The sequence below is a fragment of the Wenzhouxiangella limi genome (assembly GCF_010499265.1).
GTDB classification, from domain to species: Bacteria; Pseudomonadota; Gammaproteobacteria; order Xanthomonadales; family Wenzhouxiangellaceae; genus Wenzhouxiangella; species Wenzhouxiangella limi.
Map to the genome: position 1 here is coordinate 12,700 of NZ_JAAGSC010000039.1, position 18,029 is coordinate 30,728.

General features: G+C 67.3%; 20 protein-coding genes. 4 read left to right on the forward strand and 16 right to left on the reverse strand.

From position 1 onward, the window contains the following. Window positions 1-43: 43 nt before the first annotated feature. Window positions 44-292: a type II toxin-antitoxin system Phd/YefM family antitoxin gene (locus G3I74_RS05780; protein WP_164210640.1), complete on the forward strand. Its 249-nt coding sequence runs from the start codon at window positions 44-46 to the stop codon at window positions 290-292. A 152-nt stretch (window positions 293-444) separates the two neighbouring features. Here the strand turns inward: G3I74_RS05780 and G3I74_RS05785 are convergent, their stop codons facing one another. From G3I74_RS05785 to G3I74_RS05850, 14 genes are all read right to left on the reverse strand, one after another. Beyond that, window positions 445-765, reverse strand: a complete 321-nt coding sequence (locus tag G3I74_RS05785) for a nucleotidyltransferase domain-containing protein (protein ID WP_164210641.1) — start codon at window positions 763-765, stop codon at window positions 445-447. Further along, on the reverse strand, window positions 752-1,171 hold the full coding sequence (locus tag G3I74_RS05790) for a nucleotidyltransferase substrate binding protein (RefSeq protein WP_164210642.1): 420 nt from the start codon (window positions 1,169-1,171) through the stop codon (window positions 752-754). Before G3I74_RS05790 ends, G3I74_RS05785 begins: the two co-directional genes overlap by 14 nt. A gap of 19 nt (window positions 1,172-1,190) precedes the next feature. Then, window positions 1,191-2,150, reverse strand: a complete 960-nt coding sequence (locus G3I74_RS05795) for a GGDEF domain-containing protein (protein WP_203594578.1) — start codon at window positions 2,148-2,150, stop codon at window positions 1,191-1,193. 200 nt (window positions 2,151-2,350) lie between these two features. After that, the gene (ilvA, locus tag G3I74_RS05800) at window positions 2,351-3,907 is read right to left on the reverse strand and encodes a threonine ammonia-lyase, biosynthetic (protein WP_239056655.1); all 1,557 of its coding nucleotides are present in this window, start codon (window positions 3,905-3,907) and stop codon (window positions 2,351-2,353) included. A gap of 269 nt (window positions 3,908-4,176) precedes the next feature. Continuing rightward, window positions 4,177-5,250: a 3-isopropylmalate dehydrogenase gene (leuB, locus tag G3I74_RS05805; RefSeq protein WP_164210644.1), complete on the reverse strand. Its 1,074-nt coding sequence runs from the start codon at window positions 5,248-5,250 to the stop codon at window positions 4,177-4,179. Further along, window positions 5,250-5,822, reverse strand: a complete 573-nt coding sequence (gene leuD / locus G3I74_RS05810) for a 3-isopropylmalate dehydratase small subunit (protein ID WP_239056658.1) — start codon at window positions 5,820-5,822, stop codon at window positions 5,250-5,252. Before leuD ends, leuB begins: the two co-directional genes overlap by 1 nt. Before the next feature lie 5 nt (window positions 5,823-5,827). After that, window positions 5,828-7,279 (reverse strand): 3-isopropylmalate dehydratase large subunit, encoded by a 1,452-nt coding sequence (leuC, locus tag G3I74_RS05815; RefSeq protein WP_164210646.1) that lies wholly within the window; start codon window positions 7,277-7,279, stop codon window positions 5,828-5,830. Then, complete coding sequence (locus tag G3I74_RS05820) at window positions 7,260-8,228, reverse strand: branched-chain amino acid transaminase (protein ID WP_164210647.1); 969 nt, start codon at window positions 8,226-8,228, stop codon at window positions 7,260-7,262. Before G3I74_RS05820 ends, leuC begins: the two co-directional genes overlap by 20 nt. Window positions 8,229-8,248: 20 nt before the next feature. Continuing rightward, entirely contained in the window at window positions 8,249-9,826 is a 1,578-nt protein-coding gene (locus G3I74_RS05825) for a 2-isopropylmalate synthase (RefSeq protein ID WP_164210648.1), read from the reverse strand. Window positions 9,827-9,831: 5 nt separating this feature from the next. Continuing rightward, window positions 9,832-10,161, reverse strand: coding sequence for an ACT domain-containing protein (locus tag G3I74_RS05830; protein WP_164210649.1), 330 nt, complete (start codon window positions 10,159-10,161; stop codon window positions 9,832-9,834). Beyond that, a complete protein-coding gene (ilvG, locus tag G3I74_RS05835) occupies window positions 10,158-11,888 on the reverse strand; it encodes an acetolactate synthase 2 catalytic subunit (RefSeq protein ID WP_164210650.1) in 1,731 nt (576 codons plus the stop codon). Before ilvG ends, G3I74_RS05830 begins: the two co-directional genes overlap by 4 nt. Window positions 11,889-11,904: 16 nt before the next feature. Next, the gene (ilvC, locus tag G3I74_RS05840; protein WP_164210651.1) at window positions 11,905-12,930 is read right to left on the reverse strand and encodes a ketol-acid reductoisomerase; all 1,026 of its coding nucleotides are present in this window, start codon (window positions 12,928-12,930) and stop codon (window positions 11,905-11,907) included. A gap of 37 nt (window positions 12,931-12,967) precedes the next feature. Continuing rightward, complete coding sequence (gene ilvD, locus G3I74_RS05845) at window positions 12,968-14,626, reverse strand: dihydroxy-acid dehydratase (protein ID WP_164210652.1); 1,659 nt, start codon at window positions 14,624-14,626, stop codon at window positions 12,968-12,970. Window positions 14,627-14,739: 113 nt separating this feature from the next. Then, window positions 14,740-14,889, reverse strand: a complete 150-nt coding sequence (locus G3I74_RS05850; RefSeq protein WP_164210653.1) for a hypothetical protein — start codon at window positions 14,887-14,889, stop codon at window positions 14,740-14,742. Between the two features lie 150 nt (window positions 14,890-15,039). Here G3I74_RS05850 and G3I74_RS05855 point away from each other — a divergent pair, with 150 nt between their 5' ends. The 3 genes from G3I74_RS05855 to G3I74_RS05865 are packed head-to-tail and all read left to right on the forward strand — an operon-like array spanning window position 15,040 to window position 16,187. Then, a complete protein-coding gene (locus G3I74_RS05855) occupies window positions 15,040-15,267 on the forward strand; it encodes a hypothetical protein (RefSeq protein ID WP_164210654.1) in 228 nt (75 codons plus the stop codon). Further along, window positions 15,264-15,656, forward strand: coding sequence for a type II toxin-antitoxin system VapC family toxin (locus G3I74_RS05860; RefSeq protein WP_164210655.1), 393 nt, complete (start codon window positions 15,264-15,266; stop codon window positions 15,654-15,656). The genes G3I74_RS05855 and G3I74_RS05860 overlap by 4 nt, the downstream gene beginning before the upstream one ends. Before the next feature lie 9 nt (window positions 15,657-15,665). After that, a complete protein-coding gene (locus tag G3I74_RS05865; RefSeq protein WP_164210656.1) occupies window positions 15,666-16,187 on the forward strand; it encodes a class IV adenylate cyclase in 522 nt (173 codons plus the stop codon). Here G3I74_RS05865 and tesB read toward each other — a convergent pair. Both tesB and G3I74_RS05875 read right to left on the reverse strand, forming a co-directional pair. After that, complete coding sequence (gene tesB / locus G3I74_RS05870) at window positions 16,174-17,046, reverse strand: acyl-CoA thioesterase II (protein ID WP_164210657.1); 873 nt, start codon at window positions 17,044-17,046, stop codon at window positions 16,174-16,176. The genes G3I74_RS05865 and tesB overlap by 14 nt on opposite strands. A gap of 93 nt (window positions 17,047-17,139) precedes the next feature. Further along, window positions 17,140-17,604, reverse strand: coding sequence for a DUF4396 domain-containing protein (locus tag G3I74_RS05875; protein WP_164210658.1), 465 nt, complete (start codon window positions 17,602-17,604; stop codon window positions 17,140-17,142). Window positions 17,605-18,029: the final 425 nt, after the last annotated feature.

An 18,029-nucleotide genomic window follows, 5' to 3' on the forward strand; every position in this document is an offset into this window, starting at 1 on the left:
TATCATGCTAAATTCAGCACTATATTTGGCATCAGGAAAGAACATGGAAACGCTCAAAGCAGACTTATCGGCCAGCGTGACCGAATTCAAGCGCAGCCCTACCCGCCTCATCGAACAGGCTGCCGGACGGCCGCTGGCAGTGCTGGTCAATAATCGACCCGCGTTTTATGCCCTGTCCGCGGAGGCTTTCGAGCGCATCGCTGACATCCTCGACGACCGGGAACTGGCAGAAACAGCACAGCAGCGTCTGCGCGACGGCGACTTCGTGGAGACCGAACTCGACGAGCTGTGAATGTGCGCTATCGGCTCCTTTTCCACCGGGCAGCACGGAAAGAGTGGGACAAGCGGGGTAAAATGACGATCCTAGTTATCGCAGTGGGCAAACGCGATCGTGCCAGCGTCTATCGTGCACTGAGCAAAAGAATCTAGCGATATTGATCTTGTTCATTCGGCCGAATACAAGCTCCGCCCCACCCGGCGGATATGGTCGAGCAGGGCCGGGTTTTCAATCTGCGAGTAAACCGAGAGGTCCAGTGGATAGGGCAGCAGCAGGTCGTCCAGTTCGGTCTCGATCTGATTGAACTCCTGGTGGCTGACCGGACCGATCAGCACCAGGTCCAGATCGGAGCCGGGACGATGGGTGCCCCTGGCTCTCGAGCCGTAAACCAGCGCCTGCTCAACGACACCGTGGGCGGCCAGCACGGCGCGGATGCGATCAGCCTCGCCCGCCTGGAGGCCGAAATCGGCCGACTCAACTTTGCTCATTGGCCAACGCTCGCATGTGGTCTGCCAGAGCGGTCAGTTCACTGGCGTAAGCACCGCGAATGGCACCGAGCAGCTCGAGCATGGTGGCCTCGTTATAGGTATGGGCCGTTCGGTTGCGGTCCTGCAGCATGGCCATCCAGACCTGTCCATCGGCAATCAAGCCCTGCCGAAAGGCTTCGCGCGTGGCGTCCCGGGCACCGGCCAGATCCGCAATCCCCTGCCACTGCAGGTAATCTTTCAGCAGCTTCCAGGCCAGTTCCCAGCAGAACTCGAACGCCTGAATAACGCCCTGCTTTTCCAGCTGGCTCAACTCACGCTCAGCCATCAACTCCACCGCGCTTTGCAAGTGCGTCAGGGCACGCTGATAGTTGTCCAGTCGCTGGATCCATCGAATATCTTCGGCCATACGCGCAGTCTACCGCCAGTCAATCGGCAAACACTACCCGATCCTTGCCCTCGGACTTGGCGTGGTACATGGCCTGGTCGGCTCGCGCCAGCCACTGCGACCAGGTCTCTTGGGGCTCGTGGATGGCCACGCCGATGGATACGGTCACCGGCCCGGTGGGTGAGCGCAGGCCCGAGCGGAGCAGTGCGCTGAGCTTGCCGAGCGCGGTTTCGGCGCCCTCGCGGTCGGTGTAGTCGAGCAGCAGCACGAACTCTTCCCCACCCAGGCGGTAAAAGCGGTCTGACTTGCGGCTTTGCGAGTCCACGATGCGGGTCAGGTCGATCAGGACCTGGTCGCCGACTTCGTGGCCCTGGGTGTCGTTGACCTGCTTGAAGTTGTCGAGATCGAGCAAGGCCACCGCGACGGGGTGACGGTGGCGCTTGGAGCGGGCGATGGCGTCAGTCAGATCGTCCCTGAGCACCCGCCGGTTCAGGGCGCCGGTGAGCGCGTCGCGCGAGACCATCTCGCTCAGGCGGTCGCGGTGGAAGTTGGTATTGACGACGAAGATCATGGAAAACAGCCCGACCATGATGACCGACCCCAGAAACGTGATCGCCTCGGAGGCGTCCTGGAAAAACGGTGCGCCCAGCGTCACGGCCACCACCATGGAAATATTGACGATCAGCGCAAAGCGCCAGCCGACCAGCATGAAGTTGGCCACGACGATCGGATAGACCCAGTAAGGCACGTGCCCCACCACGTTGACCAGGACAAAACACGCCAGGCCCAAGTACACCACGGCCATTCTGCGCGTGCCTTCGGTGCGGCCGGTCACCCAACTGTAGGCAAAGGCGCTGATCAGCAGCAGCAGCGTCACGCCGTTGACGGCCGCGACTGTGTACTCACCGGTAACCATCCGATACAGCAGGAAAGGCAGCAGACTGGCGGTTGCCAGGCCCAGGAACACCGCCATCAGCAACAGGTGGAAATCTCCGCTCAATCGCTCCCGGATGCGGTAAAAGCGCGTGTACTGGGGATTCTTCGCCCGCTGAGAACCCAATCTCCGATCCGGCACCCTGGCTGCCCTGACGACTGCATAAATAGCCTGCGAGTTTAGCGCATTGATTACCACTATGCGATCAGGCGCATATGAGGTTGCCTACGAGCGGCGCAGCGACACCACGTCGCCTGCGTCAGCGCCTAGCCGACGGCGCGCTGCCCGTGGCCAAGCTCCGGGGCACCGACAAACTGCTCGGCCGCGTCGTCGGCAACCGCCTGGTGCGGGTAGCCGGTGCGGGCCAGAAATTGCTCGAAGGCGGGCTGATCGGCGGCCGGGACCAGGAACCCGGCCAGCACCCGACCGTAGGCCGCGCCGTGGTTGCGGTAGTGGAAGAGGCTGATCGACCAGCGGCCGGCCAGCACCTCCAGGAACTGCTCCAGCGCGCCCGGACGCTCGGGGAACTGGAAGCGATACAGCACTTCGCGCTCGGGACTGGGGCAGCGCCCGCCGACCATGTGGCGCAGGTGGTCGCGGGCCAGTTCGTTGTCGGTCAGGTCGGTTACCGGGAAACCGGCGTGGGCCAGGCGCCGGTAGAGCTCGTCGCGGCGCCCGCGCCCGCCGCCCATGCGCTGGCCGACGAATACGTGCGCCTCTTCCGATGAGGAATAGCGGTAGTTGAACTCGGTCAGCTCCGGCTTGCCGAGCGCGCGGCAGAAATTCAGGAAGGCACCCGGACGCTCGGGGATGGTGGCCGAAAACAGGATTTCTCTGCCGGCACCGATCTCGGCGCGCTCGACCACGTGGGCCATGCGCTCGAAGCTGATGTTGGCGCCGGAGTTGATCGCGACCAGGTGCTCGCCCGGCCCGCCGGCCTCGACCCAGCGCTTCATCCCGGCCACGGCCAGCGCACCGGCCGGCTCGATCACCGAGCGGGTGTCGAGGAACACGTCGTGCACGGCGGCGCAGATCTCGTCGATCGATACCGCGATCATCTCATCGACCAGCGGCGCGGCGATGCGGTAAGTCCACTGCCCGGCCTTGCGTACGGCCGCGCCGTCGGCAAACAGGTTGACCGGGCCGATGTCGACCGGCTCGCCGGCCTTGAGGGCGGCGGCAAAACTGGCCGCGCCGTCGGGCTCCACGCCGATGACTTTTGTTTCCGGCGAGAGCGACTTGACCGCCGCGGCAACGCCGGCCAGCAGCCCGCCGCCGCCGACCGGCACGAACACTGCGTCGGGGCTGTGCGCGCACTGGCGCAGGATCTCGGTGGCCACCGTGCCCTGGCCGGCGATCACGTCCGGATCGTCGAACGGCGGGATGAACACCGCGCCGGCCTCGTTGCACAGCGCGATGGCTTTTGCCTGCGCGGCGTCGTAGGAGTCACCGTGGACGATGACCTCGGCACCCAGCCGGCGCACCGCGTCGACCTTGATCGCCGGCGTCGTCTGCGGCATCACCACCCGCGCGCGCACGCCCATGCGCCTGGCCGCCACGGCGATCCCCTGGGCATGGTTACCGGCGCTGGCCGCCACCACGCCGCGCGCGCATTCTTCCTCGCTCAGCCGGCTCATGCGCGCATAGGCGCCTCTGAGCTTGAACGAGAACACCGGCTGCAGGTCCTCGCGCTTGAGCCACACCGTGCGCCCAAGCTGCTCCGACAGCAAGGGCGCGGCATCCAGCGGCGTCTCTTTGGCCACCTCGTGCACCGGCGCCGAAACAATCCGGCGCAGCATGTCGAGCAATTCGCTATCGGCCATGACTCAACTCCTCAGGCTCGGCGGGTTGGCACAGGGACCGGGGGCCACGGGGCATAGTGGCCGGAAGCCACAACGATGTCATCCCGGACTCGATCCGGGATCTCCCGTCCAAACCCAGGCGCTTTTGCCGCGGGTGTGATGCTGGGCGACACTGGAGATCCCGGCTCTCCGCTGCGCTCCGGCCGGGATGACAAATAAGGGATGTGCTCCGGCCGGGACCACAGGTTCGACAGCTCCGGCCGGGATGACATGGAATCCACAGCCAGCCCTCACGCCGCCACCTGGCTCAGCCGACTCCGCACGGCGGCGCCGGCTTCGCCGGTGCTCAGGCTGCCTCCCAGGTCACGGGTGACCTGGCCTTCGCTGACGCAGTCCCAGACGGCTTGCTCCAGCAATCCGGCCTCGTCGTCCAGGCCCAGCGACAGGCGCAGCATCATCGCCACCGACAGCAGCATGGCCATGGGGTTGGCCAGCTGCTGGCCGGCGATGTCGGGGGCCGAGCCGTGGATGGGCTCAAACAGGCCTCTGCTGCCCTCGCCCAGCGAGGCCGAGGGCAACAGACCCATGGAGCCGGCCAGCATGGCGGCCTCGTCGGTGAGGATGTCGCCGAACAGGTTCTCGGTGACGATGACGTCGAAATCGGTCGGGCGCGAGAGCAGGTGCATGGCCATGGCGTCGACCAGCACGACCTCGTAGTCCAGGTCGGCGTACTCGCGCCGAACCAGGTCTTCGGCCACCCGCCGCCACAGGCGCGAGGTGGCCAGCACGTTGGCCTTGTCGACCAGGGTGAGCTTGCCGCGCCGGGCCCGGGCCAGGTCGCCGGCGCGGCGGACTACGCGCTCGATCTCGGCCACCGTGTAGGTGCAGACATCCTCGGCCTGGTCGGGCAATTCCAGCTTGCGGCCGAAGTACAGCCCGCCGGTCAGTTCGCGCACCACCACCAGGTCCACGCCCTCGAGTTTTTCGGGCTTGAGCGGGCTGGCGCCGAACAGCGCCGGGTGCGGGGTGACCGGGCGTAAGTTGGCGAACAGGCCAAGCCCTGAGCGTAGACCCAGCAGGCCCTGCTCGGGGCGGATCTTGCTGTCGACCTTGTCCCAGCGCGGCCCGCCGACCGCGCCCAGCAGCACGGCGTCGGCCTGGCGGCAGGTGGTCAGCGTCTCCGACGGCAGCGGGCAGCCCAGGGCGTCGATGGCCGCCCCGCCGATGGGCCGACGGACCAGGTCGAAGCGATGACCGCCGACGGCGGCGATTTCGCCCAGGGCAGCTTCGGCCTCGGCCATGATTTCCGGGCCGATGCCGTCACCGGCCAGGATGGCGATTGTCGCAACACGTTTGGCTTGCATCAGGCCGCCTCCCGCGCCTGCTCGTAGGCGGCGATGGCCTCTTCCTGACCCAGCAGGTAACCCAGCGCGTCCACGCCTTCGAGCAGGCAGGTGCGCGCGAACGGGTCGAGCTCGAAGCCGATTGATTGCCCGTCGGGCAGGGTCAGGGTGCAGGCCTCGACATCCACGCTGAGCTCCGCGCCGGGATTGGCCAGCAGCCAGGCGTGGGTGTCGGTATCGACCTCGATGGCAAGAAGCCCGTTTTTGAGCGCGTTGGCGCGGAAGATATCGGCCACGCGCGAGCTGATCACCACGCGGAAGCCGAACTGGGTCAGGGCCCAGACCGCGTGTTCGCGCGAGGAGCCGCAGCCGAAGTTCTCGCCGGCGACGAGGATCTCGCGCTCGCGCGCCTGCGGGTCGTTCAGGACGCAGTCCTCGCGCGCCGAGCCGTCGGCGGCAAAGCGCCAGTCGGCAAAAGCCGATTCGTCCAGGCCGTCGCGGCTGGTGGTGGTCAGAAAGCGCGCCGGGATGATCTGGTCGGTGTCGATGTTGGACTCGGTCAGGACCAGGGTCTTGGAGCTCAGCTGCTGCATCGCTTTCATGCCCGCACCCCCATGGCGCGCGGCTGCGGCACGCAGATCAGCGGCTCGACCGGCGCGCCGAGGCGGTCGGGTGAGGTGATGTGGCCGGCCACGGCGCACGCCGCCGCGGTGGCGGGACTGGCCAGAAAGGTCCGGCTGCCCGGCCCCTGGCGGCCCTCGAAGTTGCGGTTCGAGGTACTGATCGCGGTCTGGCCCGGGGCGACCTGGTCGCCGTTCATGGCGATGCACATCGAACAGCCGGCCTCGCGCCACTCGGCCCCGGCGGCGGCGAACACCCGGTCCAGGCCTTCAGCCTCGGCCTGGCGCTTGACCTGCTCGGAGCCGGGCACGACCAGCATGCGCACCCCGTCGGCCACGCAGCGCCCGCGCATGATCTCGGCGGCGGCGCGCAGATCCGGCAGGCGCGAATTGGTGCACGAACCGACGAAGACCACGTCGACCGCCCGGCCCAGCAGCGGTTTTCCGGCTTCCACGCCCATGTAGTCCAGCGCGCGCTGGCGGGCGGTATCGGCCGCCGGCGGCACCGGCTGATCGAGGGCGACGACCATGCCGGGGTGGGTGCCGTAGGTAATGGTCGGGGCGATGTCGGCGGCACCGATGGCCACCTCGCGATCGTAGACCGCTTCCGGATCGCTGGCCAGCGCCAGCCATTCTTCGGCCGCCTGCTCGAAAGCCTCGCCCTGCGGGCAGCGCGGCCGGCCCCGCAGCCAGGCTATCGTGGTCTGATCCGGGGCGATCATGCCGGCCCGGGCACCGGCCTCGATGGCCATGTTGCACACCGTCATGCGCCCTTCCATGTCCAGGCCGCGGATGGCCGAACCGGCGAACTCGATCACGTGGCCGGTGCCGGCATCGACGCCGATGCGGCCGATGACGTGCAGGACCAGGTCCTTGGCGGTCACGCCCTCGCCCAGCTCGCCGTCGATGGTGATGCGCATGGTTTTCGGCTTGCGCTGCAGCAGGCACTGGGTTGCCAGGACGTGGCCGACCTCGCTGGTGCCGATGCCGAAGGCGAGCGCGCCGAAGGCGCCGTGGGTGGCGGTGTGGGAGTCGCCGCAGACGATGGTCATGCCCGGCCGGGTCAGGCCCAGCTCGGGGCCGATGACGTGGACGATGCCGCGGTTGGGGCTGTCCCAGCCGTGCAGCTCGATACGGTGGCGGGCGCAGTTGTTTTCGAGCTGCTCGACCTGCAGCCAGGCCTGCTCGGTGGCGTAGCGGCGCTGGCCCTGGAAGTCGGCCGCCCAGGTCGGGGTGGAATGGTCCATGGTCGCGACCGTGCGATCGGGCCGGCGGACCTTCAGCCCGCGCGCGTCGAGCTCGGTGAATGCCTGCGGGCTGGTGACTTCGTGGATCAGGTGCAGGTCGACGTACATCAGCGCCGGGGCGTCGGCGCGCTCGGCGCGCACCACGTGGGCGTCCCAGATCTTGTCAAACAGCGTGCGCGACATGCGGCAACTCCTCTGTGTAGGACTGGCGAAAGTGATCCAGCCAGCCGTGGGTGTCGGGGGTGGAATGGTCGAACAGGCCGAAGAAGCGCTGCTGCAGCGCCTCGGTGATCGGTCCGCGGCCGCCGCAGCGCACCGGGATGCCGTCGACCGAGCGGATCGGGGTGATCTCGGCGGCCGTGCCGGTGAAAAACAGCTCGTCGGCCAGGTAGAGCATCTCGCGCGGCATGGCCTGCTCGCGCACTTCAATGCCCAGATCGGCGGCCAGGCACAGGATGCTGTCGCGGGTAATACCGCTCAGGATCGACGAGGCCACGGGCGGGGTGATGAGCTTGCCGTCGCGGACCACGAACAGGTTCTCGCCGGCGCCCTCGCTGATCAGGCCGTCGGCCGACAGCGCGATGCCCTCGCCGTAACCGTGGCGCTTGGCCTCGGAGCTGATCAGGGTGCCGGAGATATAGTTGCCGCCGGCCTTGGCCAGGGTCGGGATGGTGTTCGGCGCCGGCCGGTTCCACGACGACACGGCCACATCCACCCCCTGCTCCATGGCTTCTTCGCCCAGGTACTTGCCCCAGGACACCGCGGCGACGACCACGTCGGTCTCCACGTCCGGGCCCGGCACCAGGCCCAGCCCGCCGTAGCCGCGAAACACGATCGGCCGCAGGTAAGCCGATTCCAGACCGTTGACCATCACCGCCTCGCGGCAGGCCGACAGCAGGGTGTCGCGGTCGAACGGCATGGGGATGCGGTGGATGCGGGCCGAGTCGAACAGCCGGTCGACGTGCTCAGGTAAGCGGAACGCGGCCGGACCGCCGGGCGTTTCGTAGACCCGGATGCCTTCGAACACCGACGAGCCGTAGTGCAGCGCGTGGCTGAGCACGTGCACGGTGGCTTTTTCCCAGTCGACGAGCTGGCCGTTTTTCCAGATGTATTTTGATGCGTTGATGGGCATGCAGGCTTTCCCTTGAGGATTCAGATGGCCGCCGAGACGCGCGGCGGCAGGTTGGAGGCCGGCGCGTTCTGGCGGCGATGGGCGCGGTTCAGGATGTCGAGGAAGGCCTGGGCGCAGGCGGCGACGATGTCGGTATCCACCGCCCGGCCCGACAGCGGCATGCCGTCAATGCGCGCGGTCAGGGCGGCCTCGCCCTGGGCGTCCTCGCCCTCGGAGACCGAACGCACGCGCATGCCGACCAGCTCGAACTCGGTCGACGTCGCCCGGGCCATGGCCTTGAGCGCGGCATCGACCGGCCCGTCGCCGACCGCGGCTTCCTGGATGGTTTCGCCGTCCGGGCCGGTCATGGCCACGCCGGCGGTGGGCAGCTGGCCCTCGCCCATACCTGAGGAGATGTGCAGCCGATCCAGGCTCCAGGGGCCGCCCTGGTCTCGCTGTTCTCCAGCAATGAGGGCCTCGATGTCGGCATCAAAAACCTGGCGCTTGCGGTCGGCCAGGGTCTTGAAGCGGCCGAACAGCTGCTCCATTTCCGGGTCACTCAGGGTAAAGCCCAGCTCGCTCACCCGGTCGGCCAGGGCGTGGCGACCGGAGTGCTTGCCCAGCACCAGGGTGGAGCGGCTGATGCCGACGTCTTCCGGGCGCATGATCTCGTAGGTCTCGCGGTTGGCCAGCATGCCGTGCTGGTGGATGCCGGCCTCGTGGGCGAAGGCGTTGTCGCCGACGATGGCCTTGTTGGCCGGCACGAAGCCGCCGATGATGGCCGCCAGCTGGCGCGAGGCCGGGTAGAGCTTGCGGGTATCGATGCCGGTCTCGGCACCGAAGTAATCCGAGCGGGTCTTGAGCGCCATGACCACTTCTTCCAGGGCGCAGTTGCCGGCCCGCTCACCGATGCCGTTGATGGTGCACTCGACCTGGCGCGCACCGGCCCTGACCGCGGCCAGCGAGTTGGCCACCGCCATGCCTAAGTCATCGTGGCAGTGGGCCGACAGGACCACGCCCGAGTCTTCGGGCAGGCGCTCGCGCAGGTAGGCGATCAGCCGGCCCATCTCGTCCGGGGTGGTGTAGCCAACAGTGTCGGGGACGTTGAAGGTGGTCGCGCCGGCCGCGACCACGGCCGCCATGACCTCGGCCAGGAACTCGGGCTCGGAGCGGATCGCGTCTTCGGCCGAGAACTCGACCTCGTCGACGTGGCTGCGGGCCAGGCGCACGCCTTCCACCGCCCGCGCCAGGACCTCGGCCTTGCTCATCTTGAGCTTGTGCTCGCGGTGGATGGGGCTGGTGGCGATGAACACGTGCACGCGCTTTTTCTCGGCCGGCTCCAGGGCATCGGCAGCCGCCTTGATATCGCCGGAGTTGCAGCGCGCCAGCGAGCAGATGGTCGCGCCCTTGACCGCCCGGGCAACCTCGCGCACGGCGTCGAAATCCTGCTGCGAGGCGGCGGCGAAGCCGGCCTCGATCACATCGACCCCCATGTCGGCCAGGGTGCGCGCCATGCGCAGCTTCTGCGGCACCGTCATCGAGCAGCCCGGCGACTGCTCGCCGTCGCGCAGCGTGGTATCGAAGACGATGACCGGGTCCGTTCTGTTCTTGTCCGTCATGGTGTTCAGTGCCCCATCTCGGCGGTCGCCTGCGGCGTGCGCGCCGGCATCGGCAAAAAGCGACTGAAGGCACGCATGTAGTCGGCCAGCGAATGCTGCGGCAGCGCGTCGGCGTGGTCGTGGACCGAGCGCACGTCGTGCAGGCGCTGGATCTGGCGGACCAGGGTCTCGGCCGAGCGGCCATTGGTGTCGATGCTCAGGCTCAGGACCTGGCCGTCGGGGTGGGCGCGCATGGCCATCTCGGTGACGCTGTAACCGCGTCGCTGGATCAGCCCCAGGCAGCGCAGCAGCGCGCCCTCGGAATGGTCGAAGCGGATCTCGAACTGGGTGCTCATCGTTGTTCTCCTTGCATCATGGCGGCGTTGTTGGCGCCCGGCGGCACCAGCGGCCAGACATTGGCCTGTGGGTCGATACGAACGTGCAAAAGGGACGGGCCCGGGGTGTTGATCAGCCAGTCCAGGGCATCGTTGACTTCATCGCGCTGGTCGATGGTGCGGGCCTTCAAGCCAAACACCCGCGCCAGGGCGGCGAAGTCGGGGTTGTCGGATAAGTCGATCTCGGAGTAGTTGCCGGCGAAAAACAGCTCCTGCCACTGGCGGACCATGCCCAGCGCCGAGTTGTCCAGCAGCACGATGCGCACGTCGATGTCGTAGCGGTTGAGCGTGGCCAGCTCCTGGATGTTCATCATGATCGAACCATCCCCGGAGACCACCACCACGGTGTCGTCGGGGCTGGCCAGCTTCGCACCCAGGCCGGCCGGCAGGCCGTAGCCCATGGTGCCCAGGCCCCCGGAGGTCAGGTGGGTGCGCGGATAGCGGAAGCGGCAGTGCTGGGCCACCCACATCTGGTGCTGGCCGACATCGCAGGAGATGATCATGCGGTCTCCGGCCATCCCGGCCATCTCCGACATCTGCTTGAGCAGCGAGGGGGCGTAGATCTTCTCGCCCGGGGCGTTGTAGTCCCAGGCATGCCGGCGGCACAGCTCGCGGCAGCGCTCCAGCCAGGGACGGATGGATCGGGTATCGGTCTCGCCGTAGTGCTCGGCCAGGGCGACGAGGTTGGCGCGCAGGTCGCCGGGTAAAGCGATGTCGGCGCGCCGGAGCTTGCCGATCTCGGCCAGGTCGCCGTCCATGTGGATGACGCGGGCGTGCGGGGCGAACTCTTCGAGCTTGCCGGTGGCGCGGTCGTCGAAGCGCGCACCGCACACGATCAGCAGGTCGGATTCCTGGATCGCCAGGTTGGCGGCTTTCTTGCCGTGCATGCCCAGCATGCCCATGAACTTCGGGTGGTCGGTGGGCACCGAGCCCAGGGCTTTGAGCGTGCTGACGAACGGAAAGCCGGTCTGGTCGACCAGCGCGCGCACGGCGTGCTCGACCTCGGCGATCTCGACCCCGCCGCCGATGTAGAACAGCGGCCGCTGCGCCGTCGACATGGCCTCGGCGGCCAGGTCCACGCCCGGGGCCGGGCGCACCGAGCGCGGGGTGAAGGTCGGCAGGCTGATCGTATCGGCGATCTGCTGGACGGTGATGTCCTTGGGGATATCGACCAGCACCGGGCCGGGGCGGCCCTCGCGGGCGATGTGAAACGCCTCGGCCAGCACGTGCGGGATGTCTTCGACCTTGCGGATGATGTAGCTGTGTTTGACGATAGGCAGGGTAATCCCGAACACGTCGACCTCCTGGAAGGCGTCGGTGCCCATCAAGGGGGTCGCGACCTGGCCGGTGATGGCGACCACGGGCACCGAGTCCAGGAAGCTGTTGGCCAGTCCGGTGACCAGGTTGGTCGCGCCCGGGCCCGAGGTGGCCATGCACACGCCGACCCGGTTGCTGACCCGGGCGTAGCCATCGGCGGCCAGCGCCGCGCCCTGCTCGTGGCGGGTCAGGATGTGGGTGATGCCGGAGTTGGGCAGGGCATCGTAGATCGGCATGATGGCCCCGCCGGGGTAGCCGAAAATCGTCTCCACGCCCAGCTCGCGCAGGCAACGCACGAAAAGGTGGGCGCCGGAGATGGTGGCGGGGGCCGTCTCGGCGAGGGTACTGGCTTGGGTCTGCGCCATGGTCATGGGATTCAAGCCTCGCTCAGGCGGCCTTTTCGGCCGCGTTGTCGGACTGGTCGGCCTTCGGCTTCAGCCAGCTCATGCGCCCGCGTAAAGCGCGACCGACGCGCTCGATCTCGTGTTCGGTGCGCTGGCGCATCAGGGCACGGTGCTGCGGCAGGCCGGCCTGGTTTTCCAGGATCCAGTCGCGCGCGAACCGGCCCGACTGGATCTCGCTTAAGACCTCGCGCATGCGCTCGCGGGTGCCGGCATCGATGATGCGCGGGCCGCGGGTCAGGTCGCCGTAGGCGGCGGTATCGGAGATGAACTCGTACATCTTGGCCATGCCGCCCTCGTGCAGCAGGTCGACGATCAGCTTGAGTTCGTGCAGGCATTCGAAGTAGGCCACTTCGGGCTGGTAGCCGGCCTCGACCAGGGTCTCGAAACCCTGGATGACCAGCTCGGCGGTACCGCCGCACAGCACCACCTGCTCGCCGAACAGGTCGGTCTCGGTCTCTTCCTGGAAGCTGGTGTCGATCACCCCGCCGCGGGTGCCGCCAATGCCGTGGGCGTAGGACAGGGCCTTGTCGGCGGCCTGGTCGGTGGCGTCCTGGGCGATCGCGCGCAGGCAGGGCACGCCGCGGCCTTCCTCGTACTGGCGCCGGACCAGGTCGCCGGGGCCCTTGGGCGCGACCATGATGACGTCGATGTCGGCCCGCGGCTGGATGCTGCCGAAGTGGATGTTGAAGCCATGGGCAAACAGCAGGGCTGCGCCGGGCTGGATGGACGACTCGATCTGGCCGTAGACCTGGGCCTGGGCCATGTCGGGGGTCAGCAGCGCGATCAGGCCGGCCTGGGCCGCGGCTTCGGCCGGCTCGGCGACGCGGAAACCGTCGTCACCGGCCTTTTTCCAGCTGCCGCCGCTGCGGCGCGCGCCGATGACCACGTCGTGGCCGGCATCCTTGAGGTTGCGGGCGTGCGCCCTGCCCTGGCTGCCATAGCCGATCACGGCGATGGTCTGCCCCGACAGGGCGTTGCGTTGGTGGTCGGCTTCGGTCCAGATTTTCATGGTGGGGTTGGCTCCGTAAAGGTTTGAATGGGTGAGATCAGCGGTCGAAAGGAAATCCGGTCACAGCACCCCTGGAGGCGCTGGAGACCTGGGCGATGTAGCGGGCGTAGACGCCCTGGGTGGCCGCGGGCGCGGGCGCCTGCCAGCCGGCGCGGCGGACGTCCAGGTCGGCGTCGGTGTTCAGGGTCTGGGCGTCGACGTCGATGGTGACGGTGTCGCCGTCGGCCAGCAGCGCCAGCGGACCGCCGTCGGCGGCCTCCGGGCTGACGTGACCGACCATGAAGCCGTAGGTCGCCCCGCTGAAGCGCCCGTCGGTGATCAGGGCGACCGACTCGCTCAAGCCCTGCCCGACCAGGGCTGCGGTCACCGCCAGCATCTCGCGCATGCCGGGCCCGCCGCGCGGGCCCTCGTAGCGGATCACGACCACGTCACCGGCCTGGATCTGGCCGGCCTGGACGGCCTCAAAGGCCGCTTCCTCGCCGTCGAACACCCGCGCCGGCCCCGAGTGCTGCAGCCGGCCGTGGCCGGCCAGTTTGATCACGCAGCCTTCCGGGGCCAGGTTGCCATACAGAATCCCGAAACCGCCGCGCGGCTTGATCGGGTCGGCCACCGAGCGGACCACTTCCTGGCCGGCGGTGGCGGTCGCGCCCTCGACCTCGGCCAGCAGGTTCCGGCCGGTGCAGGTGGGAGAATCGACCAGCTTGCCGGCCCGGGCCAGCTCATTGATCACCAGCGCGGTGCCGCCGGCGGCAAACAGGTCGGGGGCCATGAAGCGGCCGCCGGGTTTCAAGTCGGTGATGACCGGGGTGTTGCGGGCGATGCGGTCGAACTCATCAATATGGAAGTCGCAGCCGGCCTCGCGGGCGATGGCCAGCAGGTGCAAAACGGCGTTGGTCGAGCCGGCCGTGGCGGTGACCACGGTGGCGGCGTTGCGCAGGCTGTCGACGGTGATCAGGTCGCGGGCGCTGGCGCCGCGGCTGAGCATGTGCATGACCACCTCGCCGCAGCGGCGGGCGGAGTCCGGCTTGCCGGGGTGGACCGCGGGGACGTCGTTGACGCCCATGGGTGAGAGGCCCAGCAGGGTCATGACCTGCGCCATGGTGTTGGCGGTGAACTGGCCGCCGCAGGCACCAGCCCCGGGGCAGGCGGCGTTTTCGATCGCGGTCAGCTCGGCCTCGTCGATCTTGCCGGCCGCACACGCGCCGACGGCTTCGAACACGTCCTGAATGGTGATGGCCAGCTCGTTGTGCTGGCCCGGCATGATCGAGCCGCCGTACAGGACCACGCCCGGCCGGTCCAGCCGGGCCAGCGCCATGGCCGCGGCCGGCAGGGTCTTGTCGCAGCCAACGATCACGACCACGGCGTCCAGGCAGTGGCCGCGTACGGCCAGCTCGATGGAATCGGCGATGGTTTCGCGCGACATCAGCGAAGCGCTCATCCCTTCAGAGCCCATGGCGATGCCGTCGGTGACCATGACGGTGTTGAACTCGATCGGCGTACCGCCGGCATCGAAGATGCCCTGCTTGACCGGTTTGGCCAGCTCGCGCAGGTGGTAGTTGCAGGGGGTGACTTCAGACCAGGTATTGACCACCGCCACCAGCGGCCGATCGATATCGGCATCGCTCAGGCCGGTGGCCTTGAGCATCGCCCGGGCCGGTGCCCGGTTCGTCCCCTTCTTGATCTTGTCGCTTTCCATGCCTTGGTCGTGTTGCCCTTGGTTTCAAGTTCAGCAACACCAGGCCAAAAAAAACCCCGCTCCTCTTTGAGGTAGCGGGGTTTTTGTTTCGTCTGGTGTTTTTTGATCGTGCGCTAGACGTACCCGCTACCTGTGAGCGAAATAATAAGTACGAGTACGAGTACGAGGACCAGCGCCGAGGTCTGGAGCACGGCCGCATCGGCCCGCTCACGCTGCGCGGCAGCGGCGATGGCCTTGGTCTGATTGCGGTTTGCGGTGCTCATGGGTCCGAACAGTAATGAAGCCCTGCACAAGAAGTCAAGCTTTATTTGCAAAAAAAATTCCAAGCCCCTGGATAAGGGGTTGTTTGAAAAGCATTGACTGGGCCGAACCTGACAATTAAAATATATGCACATCTATTTGTAGATCAGACCATGGCCCAGCTGCACTGCTATTTGCCCGAACGCGAAGCCGAAAGCCTGAAGCGGCGCGCCAGCCAGGCCGGAATGAGCGTATCGCGCTACCTGGCCGAACTGGCCCGAAAGGATCTCGTCGCCGACTGGCCACCCGGATATTTTGATCGCGTGTTCTCCGATGACCACGGCGCACCCATCGAGCGCGCGCCGCAGGGCGAGTTCGAAACGCGCAGTTCACTGGGATGAAGCTGCTCGACACCGACATCTGCATTCATTTGCTCAACGGCCGCGAACCGGCCCTGATTGATCGATTCGCCAGCCATGCGCCGACCGACATCGCGCTGTGCAGCGTGGTCAAGGCGGAACTGCTGTTCGGCGCCCGCCGCAGTGCCCGAAAAGAGGCCAATCTGGCCCGGGTCCAAGCTTTTGCCGAGCCGCTGCAGAGCCTGGCGTTCGATGATGATTGTGCAGACAGTTATGCCCTGATCCGAGCCGAGCTGGCCGCGCGCGGTGCGCCGATCGGACCCAACGACACCCTGATCGCCGCGATCGCGCTTGCCCATGCATGCACCCTGGTCACCCGCAATACGCGTGAATTCCAGCGCGTGAGCGGCCTGGCGATCGAAACCTGGTAGGAATCCCTCATGCCACGAAACATCGAAATCAAGGCCCGGGTGGCCGACCGGGCCGCCCTGGAGCAGCGCGCAGCCGCCCTGGCCGACGAAGGCCCCGCGCAGATCTTCCAGGACGACACTTTTTTCGTCTGCCCCGAAGGTCGGCTGAAGCTGCGCGATTTCGGCGCCGGCTGCGGTGAGCTGATCTTCTACCGCCGCGCCGACGCGACCGGCCCCAAGACCTCGTTTTATCGCATCGCCCCGACCGCCGAGCCGGCCGCGCTGCGCAAAACCCTGGCCCTGGCGCTGGGCGAGCGCGGCCGGGTGGTCAAGCACCGCACCCTCTACCTGGTCGGCCGCAGCCGCATCCACCTGGACCGGGTCGAAGGCCTGGGCGATTTCATGGAGCTGGAGGTGGTGCTGGCCGACGGCGAAGACGAGGCCGCCGGTCAGAAAGAAGCCGACGAGCTTATGGCGCGGCTCGGCATCGTCCCAGACCAGCTGGTCGAAGGCGCCTACCTGGACCTGCTGGCCGAACTCAGCGCTCGCTGACGCTCCGGCGCGGCCGGATCACGCCTTCCTGGGCCACCGAAGCCACCAAAACGCCATCGCGGGTAAAGATCTGCCCGCGCGAGAACCCGCGGCCACCGAAACTTGACGGGCTGTCGCAGGCGTACAGCAGCCAGTCGTCGACCCGGAACGGCCGGTGGAACCACAGCGCGTGGTCGAGGCTGGCCATCTGCACCCGACGGCTCTGAAAATCGATCTCATGCGGGAAGATGGACGTACCCAGCAGTTCGTAGTCCGACACATAGGTCAGCAGGTGACGATGCAGGGCCTCGTCATCGGGCAGCGTCTCCCAGGCCTTCATCCAGATATGCTTGCGCGGCTCGCGCGCGGCCGGGTCGATGAACTTCGGCGCCTCGACCGGGCGAAACTCGAACGGCGGTGAGTGCATCAAAAGCCGGCGCATCTTCTCCGGCGCGTGCTCGGCCGCCGCCCGGCCCAGCTCGGTGCTGCTGGTCAAGCCTTCCGGCCCCGGCACCTCGGGCATCTCGGCCTGGTGCTCGTAGCCGTCCTCGTCGACGTGGAACGACGCGGCCAGGTTGAGGATCGGCCGCCCGTGCTGGATCGCAACCACCCGGCGGTTGGAATAGCTGCTGCCGTCGCGGGAACGCTCGACCTGGTAGATGACCGGCTGGTGGAAATCGCCCGGCCGTAAAAAGTAAGCGTGCAGCGAATGCGGCCGCCGGCCGGCAACCGTCTGGTGCGCCGCCGACAGCGCCTGGCCGACGATCTGCCCGCCAAACACCTGCGGTGCGCCGATGTCGTGGCTGTCGCCGCGAAACAGGTTGTCGTCGAGCCGCTCGAGCTCGAGCAGGTCGATGACGTCGTGCAGTCCGGAAGTCACGGTCGGGTCTCTATCGCGGATGAATGGGAAGCGCAGTCTAACCAAGCTTGACCGACGAGGGACGGTCGCGCTTGCGCGGCCGAAGAATACGCGTCAGTGGCCGGGTCTGAGGTTCTTGCCGATCAGCCACCAGTTGACCGGCCAGGCAGCGATAAAGCCCGCAGGGATCGCAGCCAGCAGCGAGTACCAGAACACCGGTTCGGCGATCGACATCGCGCTCATACCGCCCAGCGCGTAGTCGATTGCGTTCATTGCGATTTCCATGACCGCGATCGATACCGCCTCGCCCAACCAGATCGTGGCCAGGGCGCGCTTGAAGGACATGCCGTGGCCGCGCATCAGCGGCAGCACCGCCAGCCCCATGCCGAAAACGAACGCCAGGGTGACGGCCAGCGAGAGGGTGAACCACAGGCCAATGCCCAGGGTGACGCCGATGGCCAGACCCAGCACCTCGCCGATCGAGCAACCAAGCAGGCAGTGCGCGGTGGCGTGGGTGGTCGTCTTGAAGCGCGAGGGGCTGTCGCCGTTATGGGAATGATCGTGCTGCTTGTCGTTCACCGGTGCTCCGGAATCGGTTTCCACTATCTTCAGCCTACCGCTGCGAAAACTGCCCCGCCCCGAATTCGGCCGAATCGACGTTCTTGCGAAACTACGCGCGCAATGGATGGAGATGGATCGGGTGATGCCGGATGCCCCGCCGCCTCCGACGGCATCGGGTTGGAGGTGGATCGGGTGGTGCCGGACGCCCCGTCGCCTCCGGCGGCATCGATGTGGGTGGACGCGGATAGCGCGGTGGCTTTTGGGCGCCTGTAGGTCTGGTCTCTGGCGCGGGTCGGGATTCGATTGCTGCTGGACGCAGGTGCTGCGGATGACGGGCGGATGGCTGCGTGCTGATTTCCGCTGCCGTCTGCGGCGGCGGGGCGTCCACCACCACCCGATCTCACAGGTTTGTGGAAGGTTTTTCGGGCGCCTGTTGCGGGGTG